The organism is Vibrio sp. 1401 (assembly GCF_033340295.1).
This window is the reverse complement of sequence record NZ_JAWOWF010000056.1, coordinates 1-23,748: the sequence shown is the minus strand read 5'-3', so window position 1 is coordinate 23,748 and position 23,748 is coordinate 1. Positions and strand designations below refer to the sequence as shown.

General features: G+C 46.2%; 23 protein-coding genes. 12 read left to right on the top strand and 11 right to left on the bottom strand.

Annotated elements, in window-relative coordinates:
- Window positions 1–442 precede the first annotated feature (442 nt).
- From R7Z77_RS21105 to R7Z77_RS21085, 5 genes are all read left to right on the top strand, one after another.
- The gene (locus R7Z77_RS21105) at window positions 443–877 is read left to right on the top strand and encodes a rhodanese-like domain-containing protein (protein ID WP_005386415.1); all 435 of its coding nucleotides are present in this window, start codon (window positions 443–445) and stop codon (window positions 875–877) included.
- 225 nt (window positions 878–1,102) lie between these two features.
- Window positions 1,103–1,567 (top strand): protein-export chaperone SecB, encoded by a 465-nt coding sequence (gene secB, locus R7Z77_RS21100; protein ID WP_005386410.1) that lies wholly within the window; start codon window positions 1,103–1,105, stop codon window positions 1,565–1,567.
- A 195-nt stretch (window positions 1,568–1,762) separates the two neighbouring features.
- Window positions 1,763–2,800 carry an NAD(P)H-dependent glycerol-3-phosphate dehydrogenase gene (gene gpsA / locus R7Z77_RS21095; protein WP_318136814.1) on the top strand — a complete coding sequence of 346 codons (1,038 nt, stop codon included), beginning with the start codon at window positions 1,763–1,765 and terminating at the stop codon, window positions 2,798–2,800.
- 78 nt (window positions 2,801–2,878) lie between these two features.
- A complete protein-coding gene (gene cysE, locus R7Z77_RS21090; RefSeq protein WP_005381475.1) occupies window positions 2,879–3,700 on the top strand; it encodes a serine O-acetyltransferase in 822 nt (273 codons plus the stop codon).
- A 27-nt stretch (window positions 3,701–3,727) separates the two neighbouring features.
- Window positions 3,728–4,873: a murein hydrolase activator EnvC family protein gene (locus R7Z77_RS21085; RefSeq protein ID WP_005381476.1), complete on the top strand. Its 1,146-nt coding sequence runs from the start codon at window positions 3,728–3,730 to the stop codon at window positions 4,871–4,873.
- Window positions 4,874–4,946: 73 nt separating this feature from the next.
- Here R7Z77_RS21085 and R7Z77_RS21080 read toward each other — a convergent pair whose 3' ends face one another.
- The 4 genes from R7Z77_RS21080 to epmA form a co-directional block, all read right to left on the bottom strand.
- Window positions 4,947–5,903, bottom strand: coding sequence for an acetyltransferase (locus R7Z77_RS21080; RefSeq protein WP_017821834.1), 957 nt, complete (start codon window positions 5,901–5,903; stop codon window positions 4,947–4,949).
- 144 nt (window positions 5,904–6,047) lie between these two features.
- Window positions 6,048–6,683 carry a TetR/AcrR family transcriptional regulator gene (locus R7Z77_RS21075; protein ID WP_005381480.1) on the bottom strand — a complete coding sequence of 212 codons (636 nt, stop codon included), beginning with the start codon at window positions 6,681–6,683 and terminating at the stop codon, window positions 6,048–6,050.
- A 21-nt stretch (window positions 6,684–6,704) separates the two neighbouring features.
- Window positions 6,705–7,079 carry a VanZ family protein gene (locus R7Z77_RS21070; protein ID WP_064354381.1) on the bottom strand — a complete coding sequence of 125 codons (375 nt, stop codon included), beginning with the start codon at window positions 7,077–7,079 and terminating at the stop codon, window positions 6,705–6,707.
- A 9-nt stretch (window positions 7,080–7,088) separates the two neighbouring features.
- A complete protein-coding gene (gene epmA, locus R7Z77_RS21065) occupies window positions 7,089–8,060 on the bottom strand; it encodes an elongation factor P--(R)-beta-lysine ligase (protein WP_005381485.1) in 972 nt (323 codons plus the stop codon).
- Between the two features lie 435 nt (window positions 8,061–8,495).
- Between epmA and frdA the strand changes: the two genes are divergently transcribed.
- Genes frdA through frdD form a run of 4 tightly spaced genes read left to right on the top strand, consistent with a single transcriptional unit; the run spans window position 8,496 to window position 11,828 of the window.
- A complete protein-coding gene (gene frdA, locus R7Z77_RS21060; protein ID WP_005381487.1) occupies window positions 8,496–10,295 on the top strand; it encodes a fumarate reductase (quinol) flavoprotein subunit in 1,800 nt (599 codons plus the stop codon).
- Window positions 10,295–11,053: a succinate dehydrogenase/fumarate reductase iron-sulfur subunit gene (locus R7Z77_RS21055; protein WP_005381489.1), complete on the top strand. Its 759-nt coding sequence runs from the start codon at window positions 10,295–10,297 to the stop codon at window positions 11,051–11,053. The genes frdA and R7Z77_RS21055 overlap by 1 nt, the downstream gene beginning before the upstream one ends.
- A gap of 2 nt (window positions 11,054–11,055) precedes the next feature.
- On the top strand, window positions 11,056–11,439 hold the full coding sequence (gene frdC, locus R7Z77_RS21050; RefSeq protein ID WP_005381491.1) for a fumarate reductase subunit FrdC: 384 nt from the start codon (window positions 11,056–11,058) through the stop codon (window positions 11,437–11,439).
- Window positions 11,440–11,450: 11 nt separating this feature from the next.
- Window positions 11,451–11,828, top strand: coding sequence for a fumarate reductase subunit FrdD (frdD, locus tag R7Z77_RS21045; RefSeq protein WP_005381493.1), 378 nt, complete (start codon window positions 11,451–11,453; stop codon window positions 11,826–11,828).
- 102 nt (window positions 11,829–11,930) lie between these two features.
- Here the strand turns inward: frdD and R7Z77_RS21040 are convergent, their stop codons facing one another.
- Together R7Z77_RS21040 and efp are read right to left on the bottom strand one after the other, a co-directional pair.
- Window positions 11,931–13,334: an SPFH domain-containing protein gene (locus R7Z77_RS21040; RefSeq protein WP_042523712.1), complete on the bottom strand. Its 1,404-nt coding sequence runs from the start codon at window positions 13,332–13,334 to the stop codon at window positions 11,931–11,933.
- A gap of 267 nt (window positions 13,335–13,601) precedes the next feature.
- A complete protein-coding gene (efp, locus tag R7Z77_RS21035) occupies window positions 13,602–14,168 on the bottom strand; it encodes an elongation factor P (RefSeq protein WP_005381500.1) in 567 nt (188 codons plus the stop codon).
- 32 nt (window positions 14,169–14,200) lie between these two features.
- Between efp and epmB the strand changes: the two genes are divergently transcribed.
- Window positions 14,201–15,223 carry an EF-P beta-lysylation protein EpmB gene (gene epmB / locus R7Z77_RS21030; RefSeq protein ID WP_053307395.1) on the top strand — a complete coding sequence of 341 codons (1,023 nt, stop codon included), beginning with the start codon at window positions 14,201–14,203 and terminating at the stop codon, window positions 15,221–15,223.
- Window positions 15,224–15,318: 95 nt separating this feature from the next.
- On the top strand, window positions 15,319–15,816 hold the full coding sequence (locus R7Z77_RS21025) for an MgtC/SapB family protein (RefSeq protein WP_005381504.1): 498 nt from the start codon (window positions 15,319–15,321) through the stop codon (window positions 15,814–15,816).
- A 100-nt stretch (window positions 15,817–15,916) separates the two neighbouring features.
- Here R7Z77_RS21025 and R7Z77_RS21020 read toward each other — a convergent pair whose 3' ends face one another.
- The 5 genes from R7Z77_RS21020 to R7Z77_RS21000 all read right to left on the bottom strand — a co-directional run bounded on the left by R7Z77_RS21020 (window position 15,917) and on the right by R7Z77_RS21000 (window position 22,012).
- On the bottom strand, window positions 15,917–16,480 hold the full coding sequence (locus tag R7Z77_RS21020) for a VC2662 family protein (RefSeq protein WP_005381507.1): 564 nt from the start codon (window positions 16,478–16,480) through the stop codon (window positions 15,917–15,919).
- Between the two features lie 428 nt (window positions 16,481–16,908).
- A complete protein-coding gene (locus R7Z77_RS21015; RefSeq protein ID WP_318136813.1) occupies window positions 16,909–17,172 on the bottom strand; it encodes a DUF2188 domain-containing protein in 264 nt (87 codons plus the stop codon).
- Between the two features lie 46 nt (window positions 17,173–17,218).
- Entirely contained in the window at window positions 17,219–18,877 is a 1,659-nt protein-coding gene (ltrA, locus tag R7Z77_RS21010; protein WP_225497137.1) for a group II intron reverse transcriptase/maturase, read from the bottom strand.
- 1,120 nt (window positions 18,878–19,997) lie between these two features.
- Window positions 19,998–21,644 (bottom strand): chaperonin GroEL, encoded by a 1,647-nt coding sequence (groL, locus tag R7Z77_RS21005; protein WP_005381509.1) that lies wholly within the window; start codon window positions 21,642–21,644, stop codon window positions 19,998–20,000.
- A 77-nt stretch (window positions 21,645–21,721) separates the two neighbouring features.
- Window positions 21,722–22,012 carry a co-chaperone GroES gene (locus R7Z77_RS21000; protein WP_005381516.1) on the bottom strand — a complete coding sequence of 97 codons (291 nt, stop codon included), beginning with the start codon at window positions 22,010–22,012 and terminating at the stop codon, window positions 21,722–21,724.
- A 240-nt stretch (window positions 22,013–22,252) separates the two neighbouring features.
- On the opposite strand from R7Z77_RS21000, the gene R7Z77_RS20995 reads away from it, so the two are divergent.
- Window positions 22,253–23,635 (top strand): MATE family efflux transporter, encoded by a 1,383-nt coding sequence (locus R7Z77_RS20995; protein WP_017821828.1) that lies wholly within the window; start codon window positions 22,253–22,255, stop codon window positions 23,633–23,635.
- Window positions 23,636–23,748 lie beyond the last annotated feature (113 nt).

Here is a 23,748-nt window from a genome sequence, read left to right as displayed (position 1 = left end):
CTGTAGGTTAAGATCAAATAATGTTTGCGATTTATTGTTGCTATCTTACAAGTTAAGCGAACAACGAGTCAGTGCCGACAATCGTGTTCCACAAGCATAGTCATTTCTAATACGCTTTGTACACCCCAGTCTAAGTTCGGTTTTCTTACGCTTCTCATTCTTATTTTTGCACTTGAAACAGCGCTAATTTAAAGCAACATCAAACAAGATGGGTTAATACCTATTGTTCTCTTTTCTCAGTAAAACAGAAGTCACTTAAACCGATAAGTCCAATAGGCAAAAGCAATCAAGCTACCAGAGCAAAATGTACGGATAGTAAGGGCATAAAGGGCTTATAGAGATCTCAATTATTCGTTAGAAAATTTTAACCCTCTCGCCTAAGAGCCGTAACCTCGCTATACTCCTGCTTTATTTTTCCGCCAACAGCGTAAGAGCTCAAGACATGCAAGAGTACATTGAATTTTTCCAACAGAACATGATTCTATCTTTGGTTTGGGTAGGTCTTCTTGTCGCCTTTATCATGAACATCGTGAAATCAGCGACAGCCGCATACAAAGAAATCAACGTAAACCAACTGACTCATCTTATGAACCGTGAAAACGGCGTTGTAGTGGATATCCGTACCAAAGACGAGTTCAAAAAAGGTCATATCACCGACTCACTTCACATTTTACCGTCAGACATCAAAGCGGGTAACTTGGGTAGCCTTGAAAACCACAAATCAGACCCAATCATTGTGGTATGTAAGACAGGACAGACCGCTCAAGAAAGCGCAAACCTACTAGTAAAAGCTGGCTTCGAAAACGTGAGCCTACTAAAAAATGGTTTGATTGCGTGGAACGAAGCGAACCTGCCGTTAGTTCGCGGTAAGAAGTAGGAACGTGGCAAGAACGAAAGTTCGCGTTTAAACGCGCTTTTACCAAGCCTCGCGGACAAAAAACTGAGCAAATTGAAAGCAGTTGGAGCACTAAGTTGTGACGCTTTGCACGTAATACACGCTTCATCTAGTCAAGGTAGATTGGCTCAGTTAGTCTCAGGACATACCAGTTTTCTGAGCTTAGACGTTTCTAGGCTCAACAAATATTGATTTAAGGATTAAAAAATGGCTGAAGCAGCACCTCAAGACGCACAACAAAACTTCGCAATTCAACGCATCTTCCTAAAAGACGTTTCTTTTGAAGCGCCGAACTCTCCAGTAATTTTCCAGAAAGAGTGGAACCCAGACGTTAAACTAGACCTAGACACTCAAAGCCGTGAGCTTGGTGAAGGCGTTTACGAAGTTGTTCTACGCCTAACCGTTACTGTGAAGAACGAAGAAGAGACTGCGTTCCTATGTGAAGTTCAACAAGGTGGTATCTTCACTGCTGAACAAATGGAAGCTGGTCAACTTGCACATTGCCTAGGCGCATTCTGCCCGAACATCCTATTCCCATACGCTCGTGAAACTATCTCAAGCCTAGTCGTTAAAGGTACGTTCCCTCAACTGAACCTAGCGCCAGTAAACTTTGACGCGCTATTCATGAACTACCTACAACAGCAAGCTCAACAAGGCGAAGCTGAAGCGTAATTCACGTTTTATAAGTGACGAATAGCCACAGTGCTGACGTCACCGACTCAAATAAAATGCACAGAGCGTCTACCATCCGATGCAATGTGCATTTTTTATTTCTGACAAAAGTTCCTAGTTCCTAATCGCCAGAAGGCGTAAAATTTGACGATTAGGAACTAGATTCTACTAGTAGCAAGACAATTAGGCGGTAGCATGACACAAGCAAATACAAACAATGCTTACGGTAAAGACATCGCAATGACTGTGATTGGCGCAGGCTCATACGGCACCTCTTTGGCAATCTCACTCGCTCGTAACGGCGCGAACGTTGTTCTTTGGGGACACGAGCCAGAGCACATGGCTCGCCTAGAAGCAGACCGAGCTAACCATGCCTTCTTACCAGGTGTTGATTTCCCTGAAAGCTTGATCATTGAATCGGATTTAGAAAAAGCCGTTCAAGCAAGCCGAGATTTGTTGGTTGTGGTTCCAAGCCATGTCTTTGGCATCGTGCTAAACAGCTGTAAACCATTCTTGCGCGAAGACTCTCGCATCTGTTGGGCAACCAAAGGGCTTGAACCTGAAACGGGGCGCCTGCTGAAAGACGTCGCTTATGACATTATCGGTGAAAACTACTCACTAGCAGTATTGTCTGGCCCAACGTTTGCGAAAGAGCTCGCAATGGGTATGCCGACTGCAATTTCAGTTGCGTCTCCAGATTCTGAATTTGTTGCGGATCTACAAGAAAAAATCCACTGTAGCAAAACCTTCCGCGTATATGCCAATAGTGACTTTATTGGTATGCAATTGGGCGGTGCTGTGAAAAACGTTATTGCGATTGGTGCAGGTATGTCTGATGGTATCGGTTTTGGCGCCAACGCCCGTACTGCATTAATTACTCGTGGCTTGGCTGAAATGAGTCGCCTTGGTGCTGCGCTGGGTGCACAGCCAGAAACCTTTATGGGCATGGCAGGTTTAGGCGATCTTGTCCTGACATGTACCGATAACCAATCACGTAACCGACGCTTTGGCTTGGCATTAGGCCAAGGTAAAGACGTTGATACGGCTCAAGAAGAAATTGGCCAAGTGGTTGAGGGTTACCGCAATACAAAAGAAGTATGGCTACTTTCTCAACGTATGGGTGTTGAGATGCCGATAGTTGATCAAGTTTATCAAGTATTGTATCAAGGAAAAGATGCGCGCTTAGCAGCGCAAGATTTACTTGCTCGTGACAAAAAAGCCGAAGGAAAGTAGCAATCTACCGCCCTTTGCAGCTCATCTGAGAAAAATTGAAGTTGTCGGGTCACGGAAGAACCACTCTGGATATTGAGAATGAAACACTGCGAAAAACAAAAAGTCTGGAACAAAATTGTCTCAGAAGCCCGTGAAATGTCAGAACAAGAGCCTATGCTGGCGAGCTTCTATCATGCCACCATTATCAAGCATGAAAGTTTGTGTGCCGCTCTGAGTTATATTCTGGCTAACAAATTGAACACCGCTTCCATGCCAGCGATGGCTGTGCGTGAAGTGGTTGAAGAAGCCTTTGCAGCTGATCCAACCATCACTGACGGCGCGGCTTGTGATATTTGTGCCACGGTCAATCGCGACCCTGCTGTTTCAATGTACTCAATGCCATTGCTGTACCTAAAAGGCTATCACGCACTGCAAGGCTACCGAGTAGCAAACTGGCTATGGAAGCAAGGTCGTCACGCTCTTGCGACTTACCTACAAAATCAGATTTCGGTAGCATGTCAGGTCGATATCCACCCTGCAGCGCGCATTGGTAGTGGCATCATGCTCGACCATGCAACAGGCATCGTGATTGGTGAAACTGCCGTGGTCGAAAACGACGTGTCTATACTGCAAGATGTCACCCTTGGTGGTACTGGTAAAGAATGCGGTGATCGTCACCCGAAAATTCGCGAGGGTGTGATGATCGGAGCTGGTGCAAAGATTCTTGGCAATATCGAAGTCGGTGAAGGCGCGAAAATCGGATCTTGCTCTGTGGTATTGCAAGCCGTGCCTCCTCACACAACGGTGGCTGGCGTGCCTGCAAAAATCGTCGGACGTCCAAAAACGGACAAACCCTCTCTCGATATGGATCAAGGCTTTAACGGCAAGTCGCAAAGCTTTATCCATGGAGATGGTATTTAATCGTCAACAAACCTTTTTGACAACAACGTGGTAGGTAACTCTCAAGTGCGAAAACAAAATCACCCTGTTCTACGCTCGGCTATTTTATTAACTTGTGCTTTATCTGCCACTTATCCCATTACCTCCTCTGCTGTGAGTCAGCAAGAGCTCAAAGGCGTATCCAGTGAGATAAGCCGTCAGCGCAAATCGCTCTCTTCCCAAGAAAAGCAGCTCAATGAGTTACAGAAATCACTAAAAGATCAAGAGCTTGGTATTTCTAAGCTTGAGCGTGAAATACGACAAACCAAGTCTAACCTCGCACAAGCAGACAAAAACATAGAAAACCTGGAAGAGAAAATTGCCTTGCAAGAAGCACAGCGTCAAGAGCAAGAAGAAGAACTCAAACAGCTGCTGCAAACGTATTACGTAACCGAGCGAGCGAAGGCCAATGGTCACTTGTTAAATCAAGGTGTGGAAGAAGACCGCATGAGCCAATACTTCCAGCATTTAGCTAAAGCACGTGCTGAAGTGATTGATGCGATCACCAAAATAACCCAAGAATTAGCGCACAACAAAAACCAGCTCGAGCTAGAAAAAGAGCAAATCGAGACTCTGCTCAAGCAGCAATCCGAAAAACGTACAGCGCTAGCGAGTACACAATCCAAGCGTAAGCAAACCCTGAATAAAATTCAGAGCAGTATCAAGAATGACAAACGCTACTTAGCCGAGCTGCAACGCAACGAAACCCGTTTAAAAGCAGAGATCGCCAAAGCAGCGAAGCGTAATGCGGTGCCAATGGACGGACTCGGCAAACAGCGCGGTAAGTTGCCTTGGCCACTCAAAGGCAGTGTGTTACACAACTTTGGTACGCGACAAACCGGGCAGGTAAACTGGAAGGGCATGGTGTTGTCTGCCAACTATGGTCAACAAGTGAAAGCCGTTTATCCTGGTACTGTCGTATTTGCTGAGTATCTGCGCGGATACGGTTTAGTGGTACTGCTCGACCACGGAAAAGGTGACATGACCCTCTATGGTTACAACCAAGCGTTAACTAAAAAAGAAGGCGACCGAGTCACCGCCGGCGAAGTGATTGCTCTCGCGGGTGATACAGGTGGTCAAGACAGACCATCGCTGTACTTCGAAATTCGTCGTAATAGTGAAGCGCAGAATCCGAAATCTTGGTTAAAACGCTGATTATCTGACTCATAGACTTATAATAAAAAAGGAGCCACTCGGCTCCTTTTTTGTATTCATATTTTGGAAAATGCTATGCGTAGTAGGTTTCTACCGCATCAATAAAAGCATTCACATCATCTTTGCTTAACGCGTTGATTCCTGCCGCCGCCTCTCGCCCCCCACCTGTCGGGAACTGACCACACACGGCAACGGCACCTTGTTTATTGTTTAATGGGGCGCGGAGTGAAACCGTATAAGTACCATCTGCATTTTCAGTAAGTACCGCATGCGCAGAGTCAGGGGTTTGGTTTGCTAGCCAGTTGCCATAAACACCACTGATTCGGCGTGATGCCGCCGTGTTTGGTAACTCAAACAACTTCAGCTTACCACTCTCATGCATGGCAGGCACTGCGAGAGCCGCCTCCATGTCTTGTTGGTAAGCCGATTGCAATTGGTAGTATGGCGAGGCCGTATCTTCAATAGCTTCAAATGGTGACGTGTACTTCAGCAAAGCTCGGTACAGCTCCGCAGGGTGAAAGTGTAAATCTTCGACCTTCGATCCGTAGCCGTTGTAGTTAATTAAAGTACCCAGCTCTTTTAGCTGCTCTTTCTGTTGCTGCAACAAGCCCGCGTTATTCGCTAACTCATCGGCTTTAGCAATCATGTTATCGCCATAAGCCGCCGTAATCGCCCAGTCATGAAAACGCCCATCAAGCAACTTATCGACAATCAACGCCGTGCACATGTTGGCATCGAGATCGATGTGCGCATCCAAATTACCATGCTGAGGAATGTCGCCCGCTTTGTGATGATCGGCGTAAAAGACGTGCGCGCCTTGAGCCAAAGCTTGCTCTAGACCTGCCATGTTCTTTTCCATCGAAATGTCTAACACAGTCAGCTCATCACCCGCTTGCACGTCTACTTTTTCCACCAGCTTGATGTCGCGCTTTACACCGGTTATTAACTGGGCATCGACAGGATCAGCCAAACGCAATTGTAGAAGAGCAATGATGCCATCAGCATCACCATTAAAAATGTCGTAATTCATGGGGCGATAGTTCCTTTATCGAGAATCTTATCCCTGCAAGGGTTTTTAGCGTATGGGACTATTGTGCGTGGCATATTTGACAAGTCAACTCGAGCCACGACTCGAAAATGAGAGTGACTCTCGAAATATTAAGCAGTTTGACGTTTAACTGTGTAGATTGCTAACCGCATCTTCTAATAACAGTAGCTGCTCTAAGCCCTGCTCTGTTGCTAATGGCTTAACGACATTAAGCATCTGCAACATCCCTTGCTTCACCATTTGCTCAGTAATGTTGGTTTTTGAAGCCATCGCGGATTGATATGCCAACCAACTACACGCAATCAAGTGCAATGTACATACCAATGACTTCAACTGTTGTTGATCGACATTCAACAGCTTCATCGTTACGAACTCTTGCATAATAGCAATGAGGTTCGCTTGCAGCTTCTCTTGCACATCGATGTACTGTTCGTGTAGCTGTTCATCTCGTGACAAGATTTCTGGTAAGTTTGCGTAGAAAAAGCGGTATTTCCACATCAAGGTAAAAATAGAGTCTAGGTAGCTCTTCAGCATAGTCAGGCTCTCTTGCGAACCTTGAATAGGGGTAAATCTTTCTAAAAGTTCTGCTGAATAAAGCGCAAAGATCTCACGAACGATTTCTTGCTTATTGCGGAAGTGGTAATACAGATTACCAGGGCTAATTTCGATGTGATCGGCAATGTGATTGGTGGTGATGTTTCGCTCACCATGTTGGTTGAACAACTCCAGTGCCGCGTAGACGATTTTGTCGCGCGTTTTCATTGTTATCGTGTTCCCTCTTCATTAACGAATCGAGTATAGCGACTTCACCAACCTAGGTCGATAGAGGCTCCAAATACGGTAACATAACAGACCAGTTAAGATGCCAGTTGAGTTGGCGACAAGGTCTAACCAAGAAGTTTGTCGCCCTACATACCCTTGCAACCACTCAATAACGGCGCTGAATAGCAAAATACCAATCGCCACCGCCCAACGTTGACGCCAACGCCACACACAAAAACAACCTAAAAACGCAAAGCCGCTGTACGCCATAGCGTGCTGCATTTTGTCGAGATACGCGATATTACCCCGGTCTTGCAGTTCACCTGAACTCAGAGATAAAAAAGCGATCAATATGGCGTAGCTAAAGATGACGAAACGTGCAGCCGTCAGGTTCATTGGACGTCCTTATGCAATTGGAAATGGAAAGGCCGTCACTTGATCAATGTGGTCACAGCCCAGCGCCAGCATGATCAAACGATCGATACCCAACGCGACCCCTGCACAATCTGGCAACCCTGCTTCCAGTGCAGAGATCAGATGATAATCGATCGGCTGTGGTTTTAAACCCATTTCGATACGCTTTGCGTTATCTTGTTCAAAGCGCGCTAATTGCTCTTTCGGGTTATCCAGTTCATGAAATCCGTTCGCCAGCTCTATCCCCTTAAAGTACACTTCAAAACGATCCGCGACGCGATGATCTTGAGGATTGATTTTCGCAAGCGCCGCCTGTGATGCAGGGAAGTCGTACACAAAAGCTGGCACGTCCTGACCAATTTTGTTTTCTACTCCCACGCTAAATAGTAGTTGCAGCAGCGTATCGCGATCTTCTTCAGGCTCAGCAATGTCACTCAAACCCAGCTTGCTTGCCGCCGCTTTCAGCTCAGTCATCGAGCCTTCCAGTGGACACACACCCAACACATCAATGAAGGCTTGCTGATACGTCATGCGCTGCGCTGCGCCACACTTCAATACCAGCTGCAACAGGTCATCCATTTCATCCATCAATTTATGATGGTCAAAGCCAACGCGATACCACTCCAACATCGTGAATTCAGGGTTGTGGTAGCGACCATTCTCTTCATTACGAAATGCTTTGTTGATTTGATAAATACAACCGCTGCCCGCAGCCAAAAGGCGCTTCATATGGAACTCTGGGCTGGTCATAAAAAACAGCTTACTGCCATCGGCATAGCCTGGGCCAACAAACTCGGTTTGGAAAGTATGCAAATGAATGTCAGTCACGGTTGCGTGACTCATGGCTGGCGTATCGACTTCCATCACCTGTCGGTCAGCGAAGAATTGTCGAATCGACGCGATTAACGTCGCACGTTGACGAAGTTGGTCAATGGAAGCAGTAGGTTGCCAGTTGGTTTGCATAACAAGTCTCTCAAACTTTAATTCAGCGAGGAAAGCCTCATTCTACATGCTTTTTACTCTTCAAGAAGAGAGGAATATCCCTTCTTCTTTTTACTAATGTGCTCGCCAATTTGAGGCAAGCATTACTCGTGCCGCAGCACAAAAAACACTCAGTTAAAAACCTATTATCCATGCGGTTAATGTCACGCAACACAGGTTTAACATCCCTAATGTTAATGCTTGAGGGCCAAAACCTCGATGCCGTGATAGCAGTCACATAACCTATAAATTCTATGCCCTTAAGTGCATTACCGAAGCAAAAACCCAATTACATCAATTTTTCTGCCATGTGGCTCATCTACACTAACCCTACTACTTTTGGGGAGTTCTTTTTAAAGAGCGCCTCGTAATGACAATAACAAGCGGATTTCCGCAATCACACACTGGAGGATAACTGTGCAAATTATCACCACAGATATCGCAGTCATCGGCGCAGGCGGCGCTGGTCTTCGTACTGCTATTGCAGCGGCTGAAGCAAACCCAGACTTAGAAGTCGCTCTGATTTCTAAAGTTTATCCAATGCGCTCCCACACGGTCGCTGCAGAGGGTGGCTCAGCAGCAGTTATCAAGGATGAAGATAGCTTAGACAACCACTTCAACGACACTGTTGGCGGTGGTGACTGGCTATGTGAACAGGATGTTGTTGAATACTTTGTAGAGAACGCGACTCGCGAAATGATCCAAATGGAGCAATGGGGTTGCCCATGGAGTCGTAAAGAGAACGGTGAAGTCAACGTACGCCGCTTTGGTGGTATGAAGGTTGAACGTACTTGGTTCGCTGCAGACAAAACTGGCTTCCACATGCTTCATACGCTATTCCAGACATCAATGAAGTACAGCAACATCAAACGTTTTGATGAGTACTTTGTGGTGGATCTGCTTGTTGATGAAGGCGAAGTTCAAGGTCTGATTGCTATTCACATGTCTGAAGGCGAGCTTGTTACTATCAAAGCAAAATCGGTTGTTCTAGCAACAGGTGGCGCGGGCCGTGTTTACCACTGTAACACCAACGGTGGTATCGTAACGGGCGATGGTATGGCAATGGCTTACCGTCACGGCGTTCCTCTACGTGATATGGAATTCGTTCAATACCACCCAACCGGTCTTCCAGGCACAGGTATCCTGATGACGGAAGGTTGTCGTGGTGAAGGCGGTATCATCGTTAACAAGAACGGCTATCGTTACCTACAAGATTACGGCATGGGCCCTGAAACTCCAGTTGGCCAACCGAAGAACAAATACATGGAACTGGGTCCTCGTGACAAAGTTTCTCAAGCTTTCTGGCACGAACAACAGAAAGGCAACACCATCAAACACCCACTGGGTGACGTGGTGCACCTAGACCTTCGCCATCTTGGTGAAGAGTACCTACAAGAGCGTCTACCGTTCATCTGTGAGCTAGCAAAAGCTTACGTAAACGTGGACCCTGCAAAAGAGCCAATTCCAATTCGTCCAACCGTTCACTACACCATGGGTGGTATTGAAACGGACGGCGGTTGTGAAACTCGCATTAAAGGCCTATTCGCGGTGGGTGAATGTGCGTCTGTTGGTCTTCACGGTGCAAACCGTCTAGGTTCTAACTCACTGGCTGAGTTCGTGGTATTTGGCCGCGTAGCGGGTGAAAATGCAGTGAAACGCGCAGCAGAATTCAAAGGCTGGAACGACGCGGCAATTGACGCGCAAGTCAAAGCCGTTGAAGAGCGCATCGCGAAACTGATGAACCAAGAAGGCGACGAAAACTGGGCAGAAATACGCACAGAAATGGGCCACACCATGGAAGCGGGCTGTGGTATATACCGCCAAGAAGATTTGATGCAAGCGACTATCGACAAAATCACTGAGTTGAAAGAACGCTACAAACGCATCAGCATCAAAGACAAAGGTAAAGTGTTCAACACAGACCTTCTATACGCAATCGAAGTGGGTTACGGCCTAGAAGTCGCAGAAGCGATGGTTCACTCTGCGATTCTACGTAAAGAGTCGCGCGGCGCGCACCAACGTCTAGACGACGGTTGTACAGAACGTGATGACGTGAATTTCCTAAAACACTCACTTGCTTTCTACAAGCCAGAGTCAGCACCAAGTATCGATTACAGCAATGTGACCATCACTAAGTCACAGCCAAAAGCTCGTCTATACGGTGAAGCAGCAGAAAAAGCAGCGGCTGAAGAGAAGAACGCAGAGGAGCAAGCATAATGTCAGCAAATCGCATTCAAAAAGTAGACATCCTGCGTTACGACCCAGAGAAAGATGCAGAACCATACAAGCAAACATTCGAAGTCCCATTCGATGAAACCATGTCTGTACTTGACGCACTTGGTTACATCAAAGACCACCTAGACAAAGATCTGTCTTACCGTTGGTCTTGCCGTATGGCGATCTGTGGTTCTTGCGGCATCATGGTGAACAACGTACCGAAACTTGCTTGTAAGAGCTTCCTACGTGACTACCCAGACGGTGTGACTATCGAGCCTCTAGCGAACTTCCCAATCGAGAAAGACTTGATTGTTGATATGACGCCATTCATCGAGCGCCTAGAAGCAATCAAACCATACATCATTGGTAACGATCGTAAACCAGAAGACGGTACGAACTTGCAAACGCCAGAACAGATGGCGAAATACAAGCAATTCGCTGGCTGTATCAACTGTGGTCTGTGCTATGCAGCATGTCCTCAGTTTGGTCTTAACCCAGAGTTCATCGGTCCTGCTGCACTAACGCTAGCCCACCGCTACAACCTAGACAGCCGTGACAACGGTAAAGATGAGCGCATGAAGCTTATCAACGGTGAAAACGGTGCTTGGGGTTGTACGTTTGTTGGTTACTGTTCTGAAGTTTGTCCGAAGAACGTTGACCCAGCAGCGGCAGTAAACCAAGGCAAAGTGGAGTCTTCTATGGACTTCGTGATTGCTATGTTGAAACCTGATGGTTCACCAAAGAAAGTGGAGGCATAAGGATGAGCAATCGTAAACCTTACGTTCGTGAAGTAAAACGCACTTGGTGGAAGAACCATCCTTTCTACCGCTTCTACATGCTACGTGAAGCTACGGTGCTTCCGTTAATCCTATTCACTCTGTTCCTAACTTTCGGTTTAGGTTGCTTGGTGAAAGGTCCTGAAGCATGGCAAGGTTGGTTAGCATTCATGGCGAACCCAATCGTAGTCGCAATCAACATCGTTGCACTACTCGGTAGCCTATTCCACGCTCAAACTTTCTTCAGCATGATGCCACAAGTAATGCCAATTCGTTTGAAAGGCAAACCAGTGGACAAGAAGATCATCGTATTGACTCAGTGGGCCGCTGTTGCGTTTATCTCACTGATCGTTCTCATCGTGGTGTAAGGAGCTGAGCAATGAAACCGAATTATAGTGTAAACACATCACCAAAACGTTCTGATGAGCCAATCTGGTGGGGTCTGTTTGGCGCAGGTGGTACTTGGTTCGCGATGATCACGCCAATCACCGTTCTTGTGCTAGGTATCTTGGTCCCACTAGGCGTGATTGACGCAGAAGCGATGAGCTACGAGCGTGTCTCTGCCTTCGCAACCAGCATCATCGGTGCGCTATTCATCATTGGCACGCTAGCATTGCCAATGTGGCATGCAATGCACCGTGTACACCACGGCATGCACGACCTTAAATTCCACACTGGTGTGATTGGTAAAATTGCATGCTATGCATTTGCAGGCCTCATCACTGCACTAGCAGTTATCTTTATCTTCATGATTTAAGAGACTGACCAAAAAAGAAAAAGCTGGCTAAATGCCAGCTTTTTTATTGCTTTGGGTTACCCATGATCTTTTTGCTTTTTAAGCTTTTGACCACCCATGATCTTATTGCTGTGCGACCTTCTTTGTCTGGTCCATAAGACCCAGAGCACCAAAGCCAGTAATCACATCTAGGTTTGTTTTCAAGCCCGTTTCGTCACTTCCACCAATGTAATTTTGTGGCATCTGAACTTGGAAGTTTTGCAAATTGTTGTACAGCGAGTTCGCTACGTCTCGATTCAATTCTGCCAAGTAAACTTCACGGTTTGCTCCTAACGCTGCATACTTACCTTTTAGGACTTCAGATTCTGCGCGACCTTTCGCTAATATCGCTTTCGCTTCAAACTCAGCAGAAAGTGCGTTCGCTTTTTGAATCGCTAAGTTAGCCTCTGCGATAGCTAGCTCTTTCTCCTTCTCGACTTCAGCAAGTCGTTTGGTTTTTTCCACTTCAACGATTTCACGCTCTGCAATCTGACGCGCCACTTCCACTTCTTTTTGTTGAGCAATAATTGCGAGTTCTTTACCACGCTGGGCGTCTTGCACCTCACGTGTTCGTTGAATCTCTTTGCGTAACTGCTCGGTCTCTGCCTGTGCTTTCGACGTTTCTTGTTCCTGAATCGCGCGAATACGATCCGCCACTAAACGCTTTTTATCTGCCAATAGCTGATCTAATTGCTTTTCTGGCTGCGGGTCACCAATGGTCACCTGCGTCACTTGAATACCGTATTGTTGTAACGGATTGTCTTGACGAATTGGTTGCCCGGTTTTGTCTACGACTGGCACAGTTTTCCATACCAGTTGATTGGTGCGCTGTAATTGGTTCGGATTAGCTTGATTCACCCCAACAGGCGCAAGATCCAACTCTTCCACTTCAACCTGACGTCGCTCTGTTAGATAAATCCCCTCTCGTAACTGATCGCCAAGTTTCGATTTGAACTGGTTCAAACCACCTTGGAAAAACTCTTCACCCGTGTATTGGGTTGCGGTAATCACCGTTACGTTACGTGCGTTCTTTACAAGCAGCGCATCGATCAAGTTACTGTTGTTGCGGAACTCTTTATGCATCTTCTTCACCGCTTCAGGGTCATTACTGAGCTTAAAGCGGAATGTTACGGGGATCTGACCAATATAGGTGTCGGCAAATCGAACCTGAATCGCATCAAGACGTTGATAAAAATCTTCGCCCTTGCTGTTACCGAATGACACGGTGATCACTTGGTCATACTTGGTGATTTTGGACAGAAATGGCATACGAAAATGAATGCCAGGTTCAGTAAACACATCCAACTCACCAGTAATATTATTCTGATGCACGTAGCTGTAACCCGCATCGGTCATCAGCACCGAGCTATTAATCGTTAAGCCTATTGCCAACAGCGGTACGCCAAATACGGCTGCTTTTAATCCTTTATGTAGTAACTGACGTCTTTCTTCCACCTTTAAACCCCTTCCTAAACCTCTGCTTTCCATTTTGTTCTCCTTTTTTGGATTGTTACTGAGTTAAATCGATAAAAATCAGATTGCTATGCAACTCAGAAACAAGTACTAATGTATCAAAATGTTACATTAAGGAATAATCGACAGATTCATGGAACAAATAAGATTTTTACGAATAATACAAAATCATCAAAAATTTGCGGAGGATATCGATGTTTTACGCAGAGGGATTAAAAGAGAAGAATCACAGGCAATAAAAAAGGCCGCCGAAGCGACCTTTCTAACAATCATATAAAGTGCTTACTTCACACGACCTACGTATTCAGCAGTACGAGTATCTACGCGAATCACTTCACCAATTGAGATGAACAGAGGAACACGAACAACAGCGCCAGTTGATAGCGTCGCTGGTTTACCGCCAGTACCTTGAGTATCACCTTTCAGGCCTGGATCTGTGTCTACAACTTCTAGCTCAACGAAGTTTGGTGGAGTAACAGTAATTGGGTTACCGTTCCAAAGAGTGATCATACAAGTGTTGTTTTCTACCAACCACTTAGCGTTTTCACCTACCGCTTTTGCATCCGCTGCGATCTGTTCAAACGTTTCACTGTTCATAAAGTGGTAGAATTCGCCGTCTGAATATAGATAATCTAGGTCGATATCCATTACGTCTGCCACTTCACAAGTGTCACCAGACTTGAATGTTTTCTCTAGCACTTTACCAGAAAGAAGTTTACGAATTTTAACACGGTTGAACGCTTGGCCTTTACCTGGTTTAACGTATTCGTTTTCCAGAATTACACAAGGCTCGTTATCAAGCATTAACTTAAGACCGCCTTTAAATTCATTGGTGCTAACTGTAGCCATTTTTTCCTCTTACATTCTTAGAGCTAAATTCAATGCCGCACATAATAACCCGAAAAGTCGAATCTGTTGAGCAAAACTGGCTCAAACAGTTGGCGAATGGGATCTCTGATCCTGCAAAATTGCTCGAAATACTGGAAATTGATCCTTCACCGTGGCAAGACGGGTTTGCCGCGCGCAAGCTGTTTGCACAGCGTGTACCGCAAAGTTTTGTCGATAGGATGGAGAAAGGCAACCCTAAAGACCCTCTTTTACGTCAGGTTTTACCACTGAGCGACGAATTTGAGGTGCATCCGGGTTACTCCAATGATCCATTGGAAGAGCAGGACAATGAAGTCCCTGGCCTGCTACACAAGTATCGCAACCGCGCCCTGATGATTGTCAAAGGTGGCTGCGCGGTAAATTGCCGTTACTGTTTTCGTCGTCACTTCCCTTATCAAGAGAACAAAAGCGGGAAACAAGCCTGGACCAAGTGCTTAGAGTACATGGCACAACAACCAGAGTTGAACGAAGTCATCTTCTCAGGTGGTGATCCATTAATGGCAAAAGACGATGAGATTCATTGGCTTTTAGAGCACATTGCTCACATTCCTCACATCAAACGTCTGCGTATTCATAGCCGTTTACCTGTGGTGATTCCAGCTCGAGTCACTGATGAACTATGCCAACTTCTGCAAGCATCAAGGTTACAAATCATCCTCGTCACTCACATCAACCATGCCAACGAAATCAATGACGAATTTGCTGAACAGATGTTCAAGCTCAAAAGAGCGGGCGTTACGCTTCTAAACCAAGGCGTTCTGCTGAAAGGCGTGAATGATTCGGTAGAAGCTCAAGTGGCGTTAAGTGAGGCCTTATTTGACGCGGGTATCTTGCCTTATTACCTCCACGTTCTTGATAAGGTGCAAGGCGCAGCGCACTACTTTATTTCGGACGAAGAAGCGAAAGCTATTATGCGCGGACTCATCACGCGTGTATCAGGTTATCTGGTACCAAAACTCACACGAGAAGTTGGTGGCAGGCCAAGTAAAACGCCGTTGGATTTGCATTTAGAATAAGCTCTGACACTCAATTAAATTTGTCGTCTAGATTGATTATTTTTGTTCGCTTTGCACGGTAAGTCTATGCATACTCCGCACTTTTGGAGGTCAAGATGCATACAGCATTCGAACAAATTTTCGATCTTGGCCCATTCAGTTGGCCTGCCCTACTATGCTGCGCCATTAATGGGCTCATGATCGGTATAGAGCGCCAAACTCGTGGTAAACCGGTTGGCATTCGCACAGCAATATTAATTATTTCAGGCACCTACCTGTTTATGTCGATGGCAGTGTCGTTATCGCCAAATACACTTGATCAAGCACGAGTGCTTGGTCAGATCATTACTGGCGTCGGCTTCTTAGGCGCTGGCGTTATGATGACACTTGATGGAAAAATCCATGGCGTAACATCCGCGGCTGTAATATGGGTGCTAGCAGGTTTAGGTTTGATGATAGGTTTGGGTTATTTAACGCAGTCGGTGGTTATTACTCTCCTGACACTAACCGTGTTGTTAGGTGTGGATAAAGCAGAAAACCACATCAAAGCATTACGCCGCGGTGTTCATCAAAGAATTCAACAACGCAAAACTTCATCACGATTAATTAAATAGTTAACGCTCCGAGAAACTCGCTTCATCTCATCAGTAATTAAAGAGCCCTCGACAAACATCGAGGGCTTTCTGTATATAAAGATTCTGACTTTCTCAGGGATTACTTAGCAAAGTTGATGAGTGGGAAACACTTGAAGAAACCGTTATCCGCACAGTTCAAAAGACCAATTTGCACGCCATCGATTTGATCGGTCATGTTGAAGAAACCAAACTGGAAATTAGACTTCTTAGAGATACTCGCTAAGCCCACATCCGCCATGGTGTAGCCTTCAGAATAGTTCACCGCGCTCCAGTTCAAGCCTTTTACGTTGTTCGTAATGTTAACAGCACCCAAGTTAACACCCGTCGTCTGACCTTGGTTCCAGTTAACTAAGCCTAAAGACGCGCCTTTCATTTCTTGATTTACTTTTGCTGCACCAAAAAACAGACCAAAGTTCACACCTGTCGTACGATCCGTTTCTGACATACCAAGCAGTGAAAAGTCGACACCTTTAACCTCATTTACCTGCCCATGCAGCACAGCTAAACGAACGCCACCAACTGAAGAATTAGAAGGTGCGTTTGTGTTATCGATAGTAGAGAACATCACAGGTGTACTGTCGGCAAAAGCAACAGGTGATGCGATAGCGGCTGCAACCGCCAATGACGTCATAAGCTTTTTCATTTTCATCTCCATGATGGGAAGCAACAATTTACAACATAGTGTAATGTTCAGATTTTGCTCTGTCCCCGTTCAAAAAGTGTTAGCAATAGGTCAGATTTAACCATCTGACTCAAAAGAAAAAATATTTCTCTTCGATTTTTTGCTTCTGAAATGGCGCTTGTTACGCTCAAAAATTTCATGATAAGCCACACCAGGACGTCATGTTTCTCAGGTGGCACGCATAAAAAAGTCGAGGCATCTGCCTCGACTTTTAAAGGTTTGGTCGGTTATCTTTCCGCTATAAGGGCTTCCTTAGAGCGATGAGATAAGCTGGCTGTCGGGTAGCGGCGACGCATTACTGCGCCACCGCCCCCTAAGAACCGTACGTGCGAGTTTCCCCGCATACGGCTCAAGCCTTTATGAACCCGCACTTAAGTACGAGCCAGCAACTAGCTCTTGTCTTTTGGTGGACATGGATCATTTCCATAGGAGTCACGGTCACGGATTTTCCCATCACGCCCTTGAATGACCAGTTCACTTTCTTGATTTCGAGCTATCTCTCTAGCGGCATCGATCGCTTCTTGCTGAGTTCTGTGGTGGGAAGTATCACGAGTGTTTCCTTCACCTCTAACAGCCCACCCTTCTTCACGCTGAACGACCCATTGGTTTTTTCCCCATAATATATTTACTCCATTATGAGCATAATTGCTCATTGATGGTATATAGGGCATCTGTACATAATTCAATCGATTCCATCACCTATTCCAAGATTGATGAATGTAATTGTCTATGACAGTTGATATGCAACATCATCAAATTCGAGCTCATGTCCGTGCCGCCATCCACTCTTCTGACGATATGGTGAATATCCCATTCATCTTCTGAGTGAAACTGCTGGTGACACACCGCACATTTGTAGTCTTGTCTTTCGACAATCTTCCATAGCTTCCAGTTACCCGCCAAAGATTTCTTCAATCTTTGCATTTTCAGACGCTCAAAATATTGCTCGTCTTCCGGTAGGTAACAATTCGCTGTTGCCCGAATTTTCACATGTTTATCGACTTTCACTCTCGCTGAACTCAGCAAGCGGTAGTGACCGTCTTCCCCTTTCGGTTTCGGTGCACTGAATACCCAGTTTCTATCACCCACTGTTTTAAAGTATTTTTCTTTAATCCAGCGTTTACGGCGATTCAAATGGATTCGGCGACACCACTGCCATAACATTTTCCAGATACGATAATCGATATACTTGAATGTCTCACTCGCACATACCCAGCGGTGGTAGTTGCACCATCCTCTGAGCATCGGGTTCAACTTCGCTATCACCGCTGAAGCTGGCACCGTTTTATGGCTGTTGAGATAATCTCGTATACCGCGCAGAAAATTCTTCACGTTTTTCTTTGACGGCTTAATCAACATCTTGCCGTCGTATTTACGCAAATTCTGCCCGAGAAAATCGAACCCGTCGTCTATATGCGTGATCAGCGTTTTTTCTGCTGACAATTGCAACCCACGTTCTGCCATAAAGGCTTCAACTATTGGTAAGACCTTATCTTCTAGTAGCTCTTTCGAGATCCCAGTGACGATGAAGTCATCTGCATAACGCACATAGTTGACCTTAGTTTTGTAACTGGCTTTTGTGTTCTTCTTCCCGAAGTGGGATTCGAGCACCGTTTCCAGTCCGTCTAAGGCCATATTGGCGAGTACAGGTGAGATAATCCCACCTTGCGGTGTACCCGCCTCCGTCGAGTTAAACTTCCCAGATTCCATGAATCCGGCTTTCAGCCATTTCTTAAGTATCGCCTTATCCATAGGAATATTGGCGATAAGCCAGTCATGGCTGATAAAGTCAAAACACCCTTTGATATCACCCTCCAGTACCCAACGGGCACTGGCCTTGCGACTGAGGTTCACGAAACATTGTTCGATAGCATCAGCACAAGAGCGATTCGGGCGAAAGCCATAGCTGTTTCGATCCGCCGTGGTTTCCGATATGGGTTCAAGAGCTAACAGGTATAGTGCCTGCATTGCTCTATCACGCATGGTTGGTATTCCCAGCGGCCTACGCTTGCCATTAGCTTTAGGAATATAGACTCGCCTCAGCGGACTTGGCTTATAGCCTTTACGCATCAGTTGGTCTATAGCTCCCCATTTCAAGGCAGGAGTGTTCCAGATTTCTCCATCAACACCCGGTGTGTTTTTCCCTCTGTTTTCAGTGACGCGCCGAATGGCTATCACCTTGGCAGCAAACGAACGAGTTAACATGCGTTGCAGTCTTTTGACCTGTCGCCAGTCAGACTTTTTCGTTGCCTTTGCGATCCGTACCTGTAGCCCTCTCACCGTACGATACATTAGTGACCAGTCGATGCTGTGCCACTGCTGTGTCTGGTGGGAGGATGCAGATACGTCAATTTGCATTGAAGTATGCACCTTGCTTTCCTCCATTAACGATAAGTTAAACAAGCAACACAAGGCGCATCTGTGCCCCATAGGGCAGAGATTTACCCTATGAGGCTTGAACTTGTTGCTGACAGTACCCTAGATCCTCAAATAGGAAAGGTAACGCCCACAATTGGACTCTGACAGTTTCAACTACCGTAAACTTGACGGCTTTACTGATTTTCACGCAATTAAAGACCAAGCAGACGTGGGCCCCGTTTCCGGTGAAAGCACGTTGGCTTTCTATCCAGCTCATTACAAGTTGGCTTTCGCTTTTTCTGCTCTCCTGTGCCCGCATCCTCAACAGCGCCTCTTACGAGATGCCTGCCCTATTGGGGCAAAGATACGGGGTTTCCGAGTTCCGTTTTCATTACACGAGTTACTTAGGTTCTACCTATCCACCGATGGCGCATGAGTCAGCGTATCCCCAGATGTAAAAGAGATAACCGGCCATATACCTTTTGGTCAGAGCGTTAGTGGCGACTAATCTTCCCAAAGGGATACTTAGTCGTCACGACAATAGCGTTACGCTCGTCGCGGCTGACGGTGTTTATCAGTAGTTCACTTACGTTAACCATATAACTCAGCCTAGCCCCTCAACCACCTGCTATTGGCGATTGTCTTAACCTTCACTTCGCAGCAAGGATTAACCACTTGCGTGGGGGTACATTGTCAGGAAGCTCCGCACACCGCGTTACCGCAGATGCACTATCCCTAGGCTACTATTGGCTGAACAATAGGTCTCACTGTCCAATCACTTACCCGTTCGAGTATGAAATTGGTTAAGACAATAATGAAAACAGCTTCGCACCGTGTAGGTGGCTCAAGCTTAAATAAGACACGAATATTCCCGTTACTTCACAGACACTGATAGCGCTGCTTCAACGTATATCATTCGCCTAAAGCGAGGGACACAGACTTTCGCCCATGCCTAAAATCGGACCTCTTACGAGGACCGATATTCGGGCTTGGGTTAAGCCCGAATATCGGGTTTTATTTATTTGCTATTTCGGCGGGTGGGATAGTAACCACGACATAAAATTAGTGGTTACTATGGACGTAGCCCGCTCGGCTAGCTACCTACGCGACTCTCGTCGCACTACATCATGCCGCCCATACCACCCATGCCACCCATGCCGCCCATGTCAGGCATCGCTGGCGCGTCTTTTTGCGGTAGGTCAGTAACCATCGCTTCAGTTGTGATCATCAGACCTGCAACCGATGCTGCGAATTGTAGTGCAGAACGAGTAACTTTAGTTGGATCTAGGATACCCATTTCTAGCATGTCGCCGTATTCGCCTGTTGCCGCGTTGTAGCCGTAGCTACCTTCACCCGCTTTCACGTTGTTCGCAACAACTGAGTCTTCCTCACCTGCGTTCTTCGTGATTTGACGGATTGGCGCTTCCATTGCACGTAGTGCAACGCGGATACCAACGTTTTGTTCTTCGTTGTCACCCGTTAGGTGAGCAATCTTAGATGCCGCGCGGATAAGTGCAACACCACCACCAGCAACAACACCTTCTTCAACCGCTGCGCGAGTTGCGGCTAGCGCATCTTCTACACGGTCTTTCTTCTCTTTCATTTCAACTTCAGTCGCAGCACCAACTTTGATTACTGCAACACCGCCAGCCAGTTTAGCTACGCGCTCTTGTAGTTTCTCTTTGTCGTAGTCTGAAGTTGCGTCTTCGATTTGTTGACGAATCTGAGCAACACGGCCAGAGATCATCTCTTCTTCACCGATACCATCGATGATAGTCGTGTTTTCTTTCGTGATAGAAACACGCTTCGCTTGACCTAGATCTTCTAGTGCAACTTTTTCTAGCTCTAGACCGATCTCTTCAGAAATCACAGTACCGCCAGTTAGGATAGCGATGTCTTGTAGCATTGCTTTACGGCGGTCACCGAAGCCAGGTGCTTTCACAGCTGCAACTTTTACGATGCCACGCATGTTGTTCACAACCAATGTTGCTAGCGCTTCGCCTTCTACATCTTCTGCAATGATAAGCAATGGACGAGATGCTTTCGCGACAGCTTCTAGCGTTGGAAGAAGCTCACGAATGTTTGAGATCTTCTTATCAACAAGAAGAATGAATGGGTTTTCTAGATCAACACTGCCTGATTCTTGGTTGTTGATGAAGTAAGGAGACAGGTAACCGCGGTCGAACTGCATACCTTCTACTACGTCTAACTCGTCTTGTAGCGCCTGACCTTCTTCAACCGTGATAACGCCATCACGACCCACACGCTCCATTGCTTCTGCAATGATATTACCTACGCTTGCGTCTGAGTTTGCAGAGATAGTACCAACCTGCGCGATCGCTTTTGTGTCGTTACATTCAACAGAAAGCTCTTTTAGTTGCTCAACTGCCGCGGCAACAGCTTTGTCGATACCACGCTTAAGATCCATTGGGTTCATGCCCGCTGCGACTGCTTTTAGACCTTCGTTAACGATAGATTGCGCTAGTACCGTTGCTGTTGTTGTGCCGTCACCCGCTGCGTCGTTTGCTTTAGACGCAACTTCTTTAACCATTTGTGCGCCCATGTTCTGGAACTTATCTTCCAGCTCGATTTCACGCGCTACTGATACACCATCTTTAGTGATAGTTGGTGCACCAAAAGATTTGTCTAGAACGACATTACGTCCTTTAGGACCCAGTGTTACTTTTACTGCGTCAGCCAGAACGTTTACACCTTCCAGCATTTTAACTCGTGCGTCATTACCAAATTTAACGTCTTTAGCAGCCATCTTTGATTTCCTTTCTAAAATTCTTTGTGTGTAATTTCGTAATTGAATCTGAGCAAAAAATTACTCAATGATTGCTATTATTCAACGATCGCCATGATGTCGTTTTCAGACATGACAAGCACTTCTTTACCGTCGATTTTTTCAGTTTTTGTACCGTAACCTTCAGCGAAGATAACGGTATCACCGACTTTAACGTCTAGTGGCAGTACGGTGCCGTTTTCTAGGATGCGGCCTTTACCCACAGCTAGAACAACACCGCGAGTCGATTTTTCTGCAGCAGAACCAGTCAGAACGATGCCACCAGCAGACTTAGATTCAACTTCTTTACGTTCAACGATAACTCGGTCATGTAATGGACGAATGTTCATCGGTCGTCTCTCCTGAAAATTTCCATGTTTATTTGATAATTGTCCTTAGGGACTGTAGCCCCAGACACGTGATCCCTATATAAGGGGTCGAAGCAGCGATCCCAAGGGGGTGGCACAAAATTTTTGTGACTTAGTTAAAATAACGAACAACTAGGCAACGGTTTGCGTTAGAAATGCTCACTCGCTCGGCATCTCGCTTTCTTGTATCCTTGCAGTTTGCTCACCAGATAGTTGTCACACATGCAGGAAAATAACAAGCTGGAACCCCAAGCGACCGATAAGCATGGTTTGTTGACCGCACCCATTCCTGAAACGCTGCGGAAAATGACCGTACCCATGACCATGGGCATGATCGCAATTTTGATGTTTAACTTGGTGGACACGTTTTTTATCTCGTTGCTTGGCACTCAAGCGCTAGCAGCTATCAGCTATACCTTCCCTGTCACCTTTGCGGTTAACTGCATTACGATGGGGATTGGGATGGGACTATCGACCAATATTGGTCGCTTGCTTGGGCAAGGTCATGCACCACAAGCTGCTCGGTTCACCACCCACGGTTTGTTGTTAGCCGTGTTACTTGTGGCTATCGCGTCTTCTATTGGCTTTACCACCATTGCGCCATTGTTTCGTTTTCTTGGTGCGTCTGATGATCTCATCCCTCTTATTGAGCAATATATGCAGGTCTGGTATCTCACCATTCCTCTGCTAGTGATCCCAATGGCGGGCAACAGTGCTATCCGAGCTACTGGCGACACAAAGACACCAGCAAAAGTCATGATGTTGGCTGGTTTGATTAATGGCATGCTCGATCCATTGTTGATTTTCGGTTATGGCCCTTTTCCGGAACTTGGCATTCAAGGCGCAGCCATAGCAAGTGCCTTTAGCTGGTTAGGTGCTTTGTGTGGCTCATTCTATGTGCTAATTAAACGGGAAAAATTGCTTGCTCAACCCCAATGGGCTTTGCTGAAACAAGACTGGCAACAGACACTAAAAATTGGTACCCCTGCAGCGCTATCAAACGCGATGAATCCGTTGTCCGGTGCCATTCTGATGATGCTGTTATCCAACCACGGTACAGCGGCGGTTGCTGCTTACGGCGCAGCGCAGCGTATTGAGTCTATATTGATTTTAGTATTGATGTCGCTGACCTCTGCCCTCACACCGTTTATGGCACAAAATTTAGGAGCCAAACAACCGCAACGAGCCTTTTCCGGTTTATTTATTAGCATGCGTTTTGCAGTGGTATTCCAAGGGTTTATCTTCTTGATGATGGTGCCACTGAGCATTCCTCTGGCTGCGCTGTTTTCTCAGGAAGATGCGGTGAAAAACCTGCTTTGGCATTATTTACTGGTGGTGCCATTTAGTTATGGCTTCCAAGGCATAGTGATGATGTTAGTCAGTGGTTTGAATGCGATGCACAAGCCATTGCGTGCATTCCAGTGGAGCTTTATGCGGCTGTTCATTTTTACCTTGCCATCGGCGTGGATCGGGAGCCAAATCTACAGTATTGAAGGCTTGTTTATCGGTATCGCGGTTGGGAATACGTTGGGTGGGCTACTGGGCTACTTGTTTGCGCTGCGCGAGCGAAAATTAACGCTCATAGAGCAGAGCAGCGTGTCTTAACACTCGTCTATCGCTAGTTTCTTTTTGTTGATTCTCAAATGTAAATTACCACCTTCTAAAGAAGGTGGCTTTGTGTGAGCCCCCTAAAAGGGGGCCTTTGTTTAGTCCAGCGC

Bases quoted from the DNA above. Each gene is read 5' to 3' on its own strand.
- groL (WP_005381509.1), bottom strand. From the start codon at position 21,644: ATGGCTGCTAAAGACGTTAAATTTGGTAATGACGCACGAGTTAAAATG.
- secB (WP_005386410.1), top strand. From the start codon at position 1,103: ATGGCTGAAGCAGCACCTCAAGACGCACAACAAAACTTCGCAATTCAA.
- frdC (WP_005381491.1), top strand. From the start codon at position 11,056: ATGAGCAATCGTAAACCTTACGTTCGTGAAGTAAAACGCACTTGGTGG.
- R7Z77_RS21020 (WP_005381507.1), bottom strand. From the start codon at position 16,480: ATGAAAAAGCTTATGACGTCATTGGCGGTTGCAGCCGCTATCGCATCA.
- cysE (WP_005381475.1), top strand. From the start codon at position 2,879: ATGAAACACTGCGAAAAACAAAAAGTCTGGAACAAAATTGTCTCAGAA.
- epmB (WP_053307395.1), top strand. From the start codon at position 14,201: ATGCCGCACATAATAACCCGAAAAGTCGAATCTGTTGAGCAAAACTGG.
- R7Z77_RS21070 (WP_064354381.1), bottom strand. From the start codon at position 7,079: ATGAACCTGACGGCTGCACGTTTCGTCATCTTTAGCTACGCCATATTG.
- R7Z77_RS21080 (WP_017821834.1), bottom strand. From the start codon at position 5,903: ATGAATTACGACATTTTTAATGGTGATGCTGATGGCATCATTGCTCTT.
- R7Z77_RS21000 (WP_005381516.1), bottom strand. From the start codon at position 22,012: ATGAACATTCGTCCATTACATGACCGAGTTATCGTTGAACGTAAAGAA.
- R7Z77_RS21015 (WP_318136813.1), bottom strand. From the start codon at position 17,172: ATGAGCAATTATGCTCATAATGGAGTAAATATATTATGGGGAAAAAAC.
- frdD (WP_005381493.1), top strand. From the start codon at position 11,451: ATGAAACCGAATTATAGTGTAAACACATCACCAAAACGTTCTGATGAG.
- R7Z77_RS21040 (WP_042523712.1), bottom strand. From the start codon at position 13,334: ATGGAAAGCAGAGGTTTAGGAAGGGGTTTAAAGGTGGAAGAAAGACGT.
- R7Z77_RS21105 (WP_005386415.1), top strand. From the start codon at position 443: ATGCAAGAGTACATTGAATTTTTCCAACAGAACATGATTCTATCTTTG.
- R7Z77_RS21055 (WP_005381489.1), top strand. From the start codon at position 10,295: ATGTCAGCAAATCGCATTCAAAAAGTAGACATCCTGCGTTACGACCCA.
- R7Z77_RS20995 (WP_017821828.1), top strand. From the start codon at position 22,253: ATGCAGGAAAATAACAAGCTGGAACCCCAAGCGACCGATAAGCATGGT.
- gpsA (WP_318136814.1), top strand. From the start codon at position 1,763: ATGACACAAGCAAATACAAACAATGCTTACGGTAAAGACATCGCAATG.
- epmA (WP_005381485.1), bottom strand. From the start codon at position 8,060: ATGCAAACCAACTGGCAACCTACTGCTTCCATTGACCAACTTCGTCAA.
- efp (WP_005381500.1), bottom strand. From the start codon at position 14,168: ATGGCTACAGTTAGCACCAATGAATTTAAAGGCGGTCTTAAGTTAATG.
- ltrA (WP_225497137.1), bottom strand. From the start codon at position 18,877: ATGCAAATTGACGTATCTGCATCCTCCCACCAGACACAGCAGTGGCAC.
- R7Z77_RS21025 (WP_005381504.1), top strand. From the start codon at position 15,319: ATGCATACAGCATTCGAACAAATTTTCGATCTTGGCCCATTCAGTTGG.
- R7Z77_RS21075 (WP_005381480.1), bottom strand. From the start codon at position 6,683: ATGAAAACGCGCGACAAAATCGTCTACGCGGCACTGGAGTTGTTCAAC.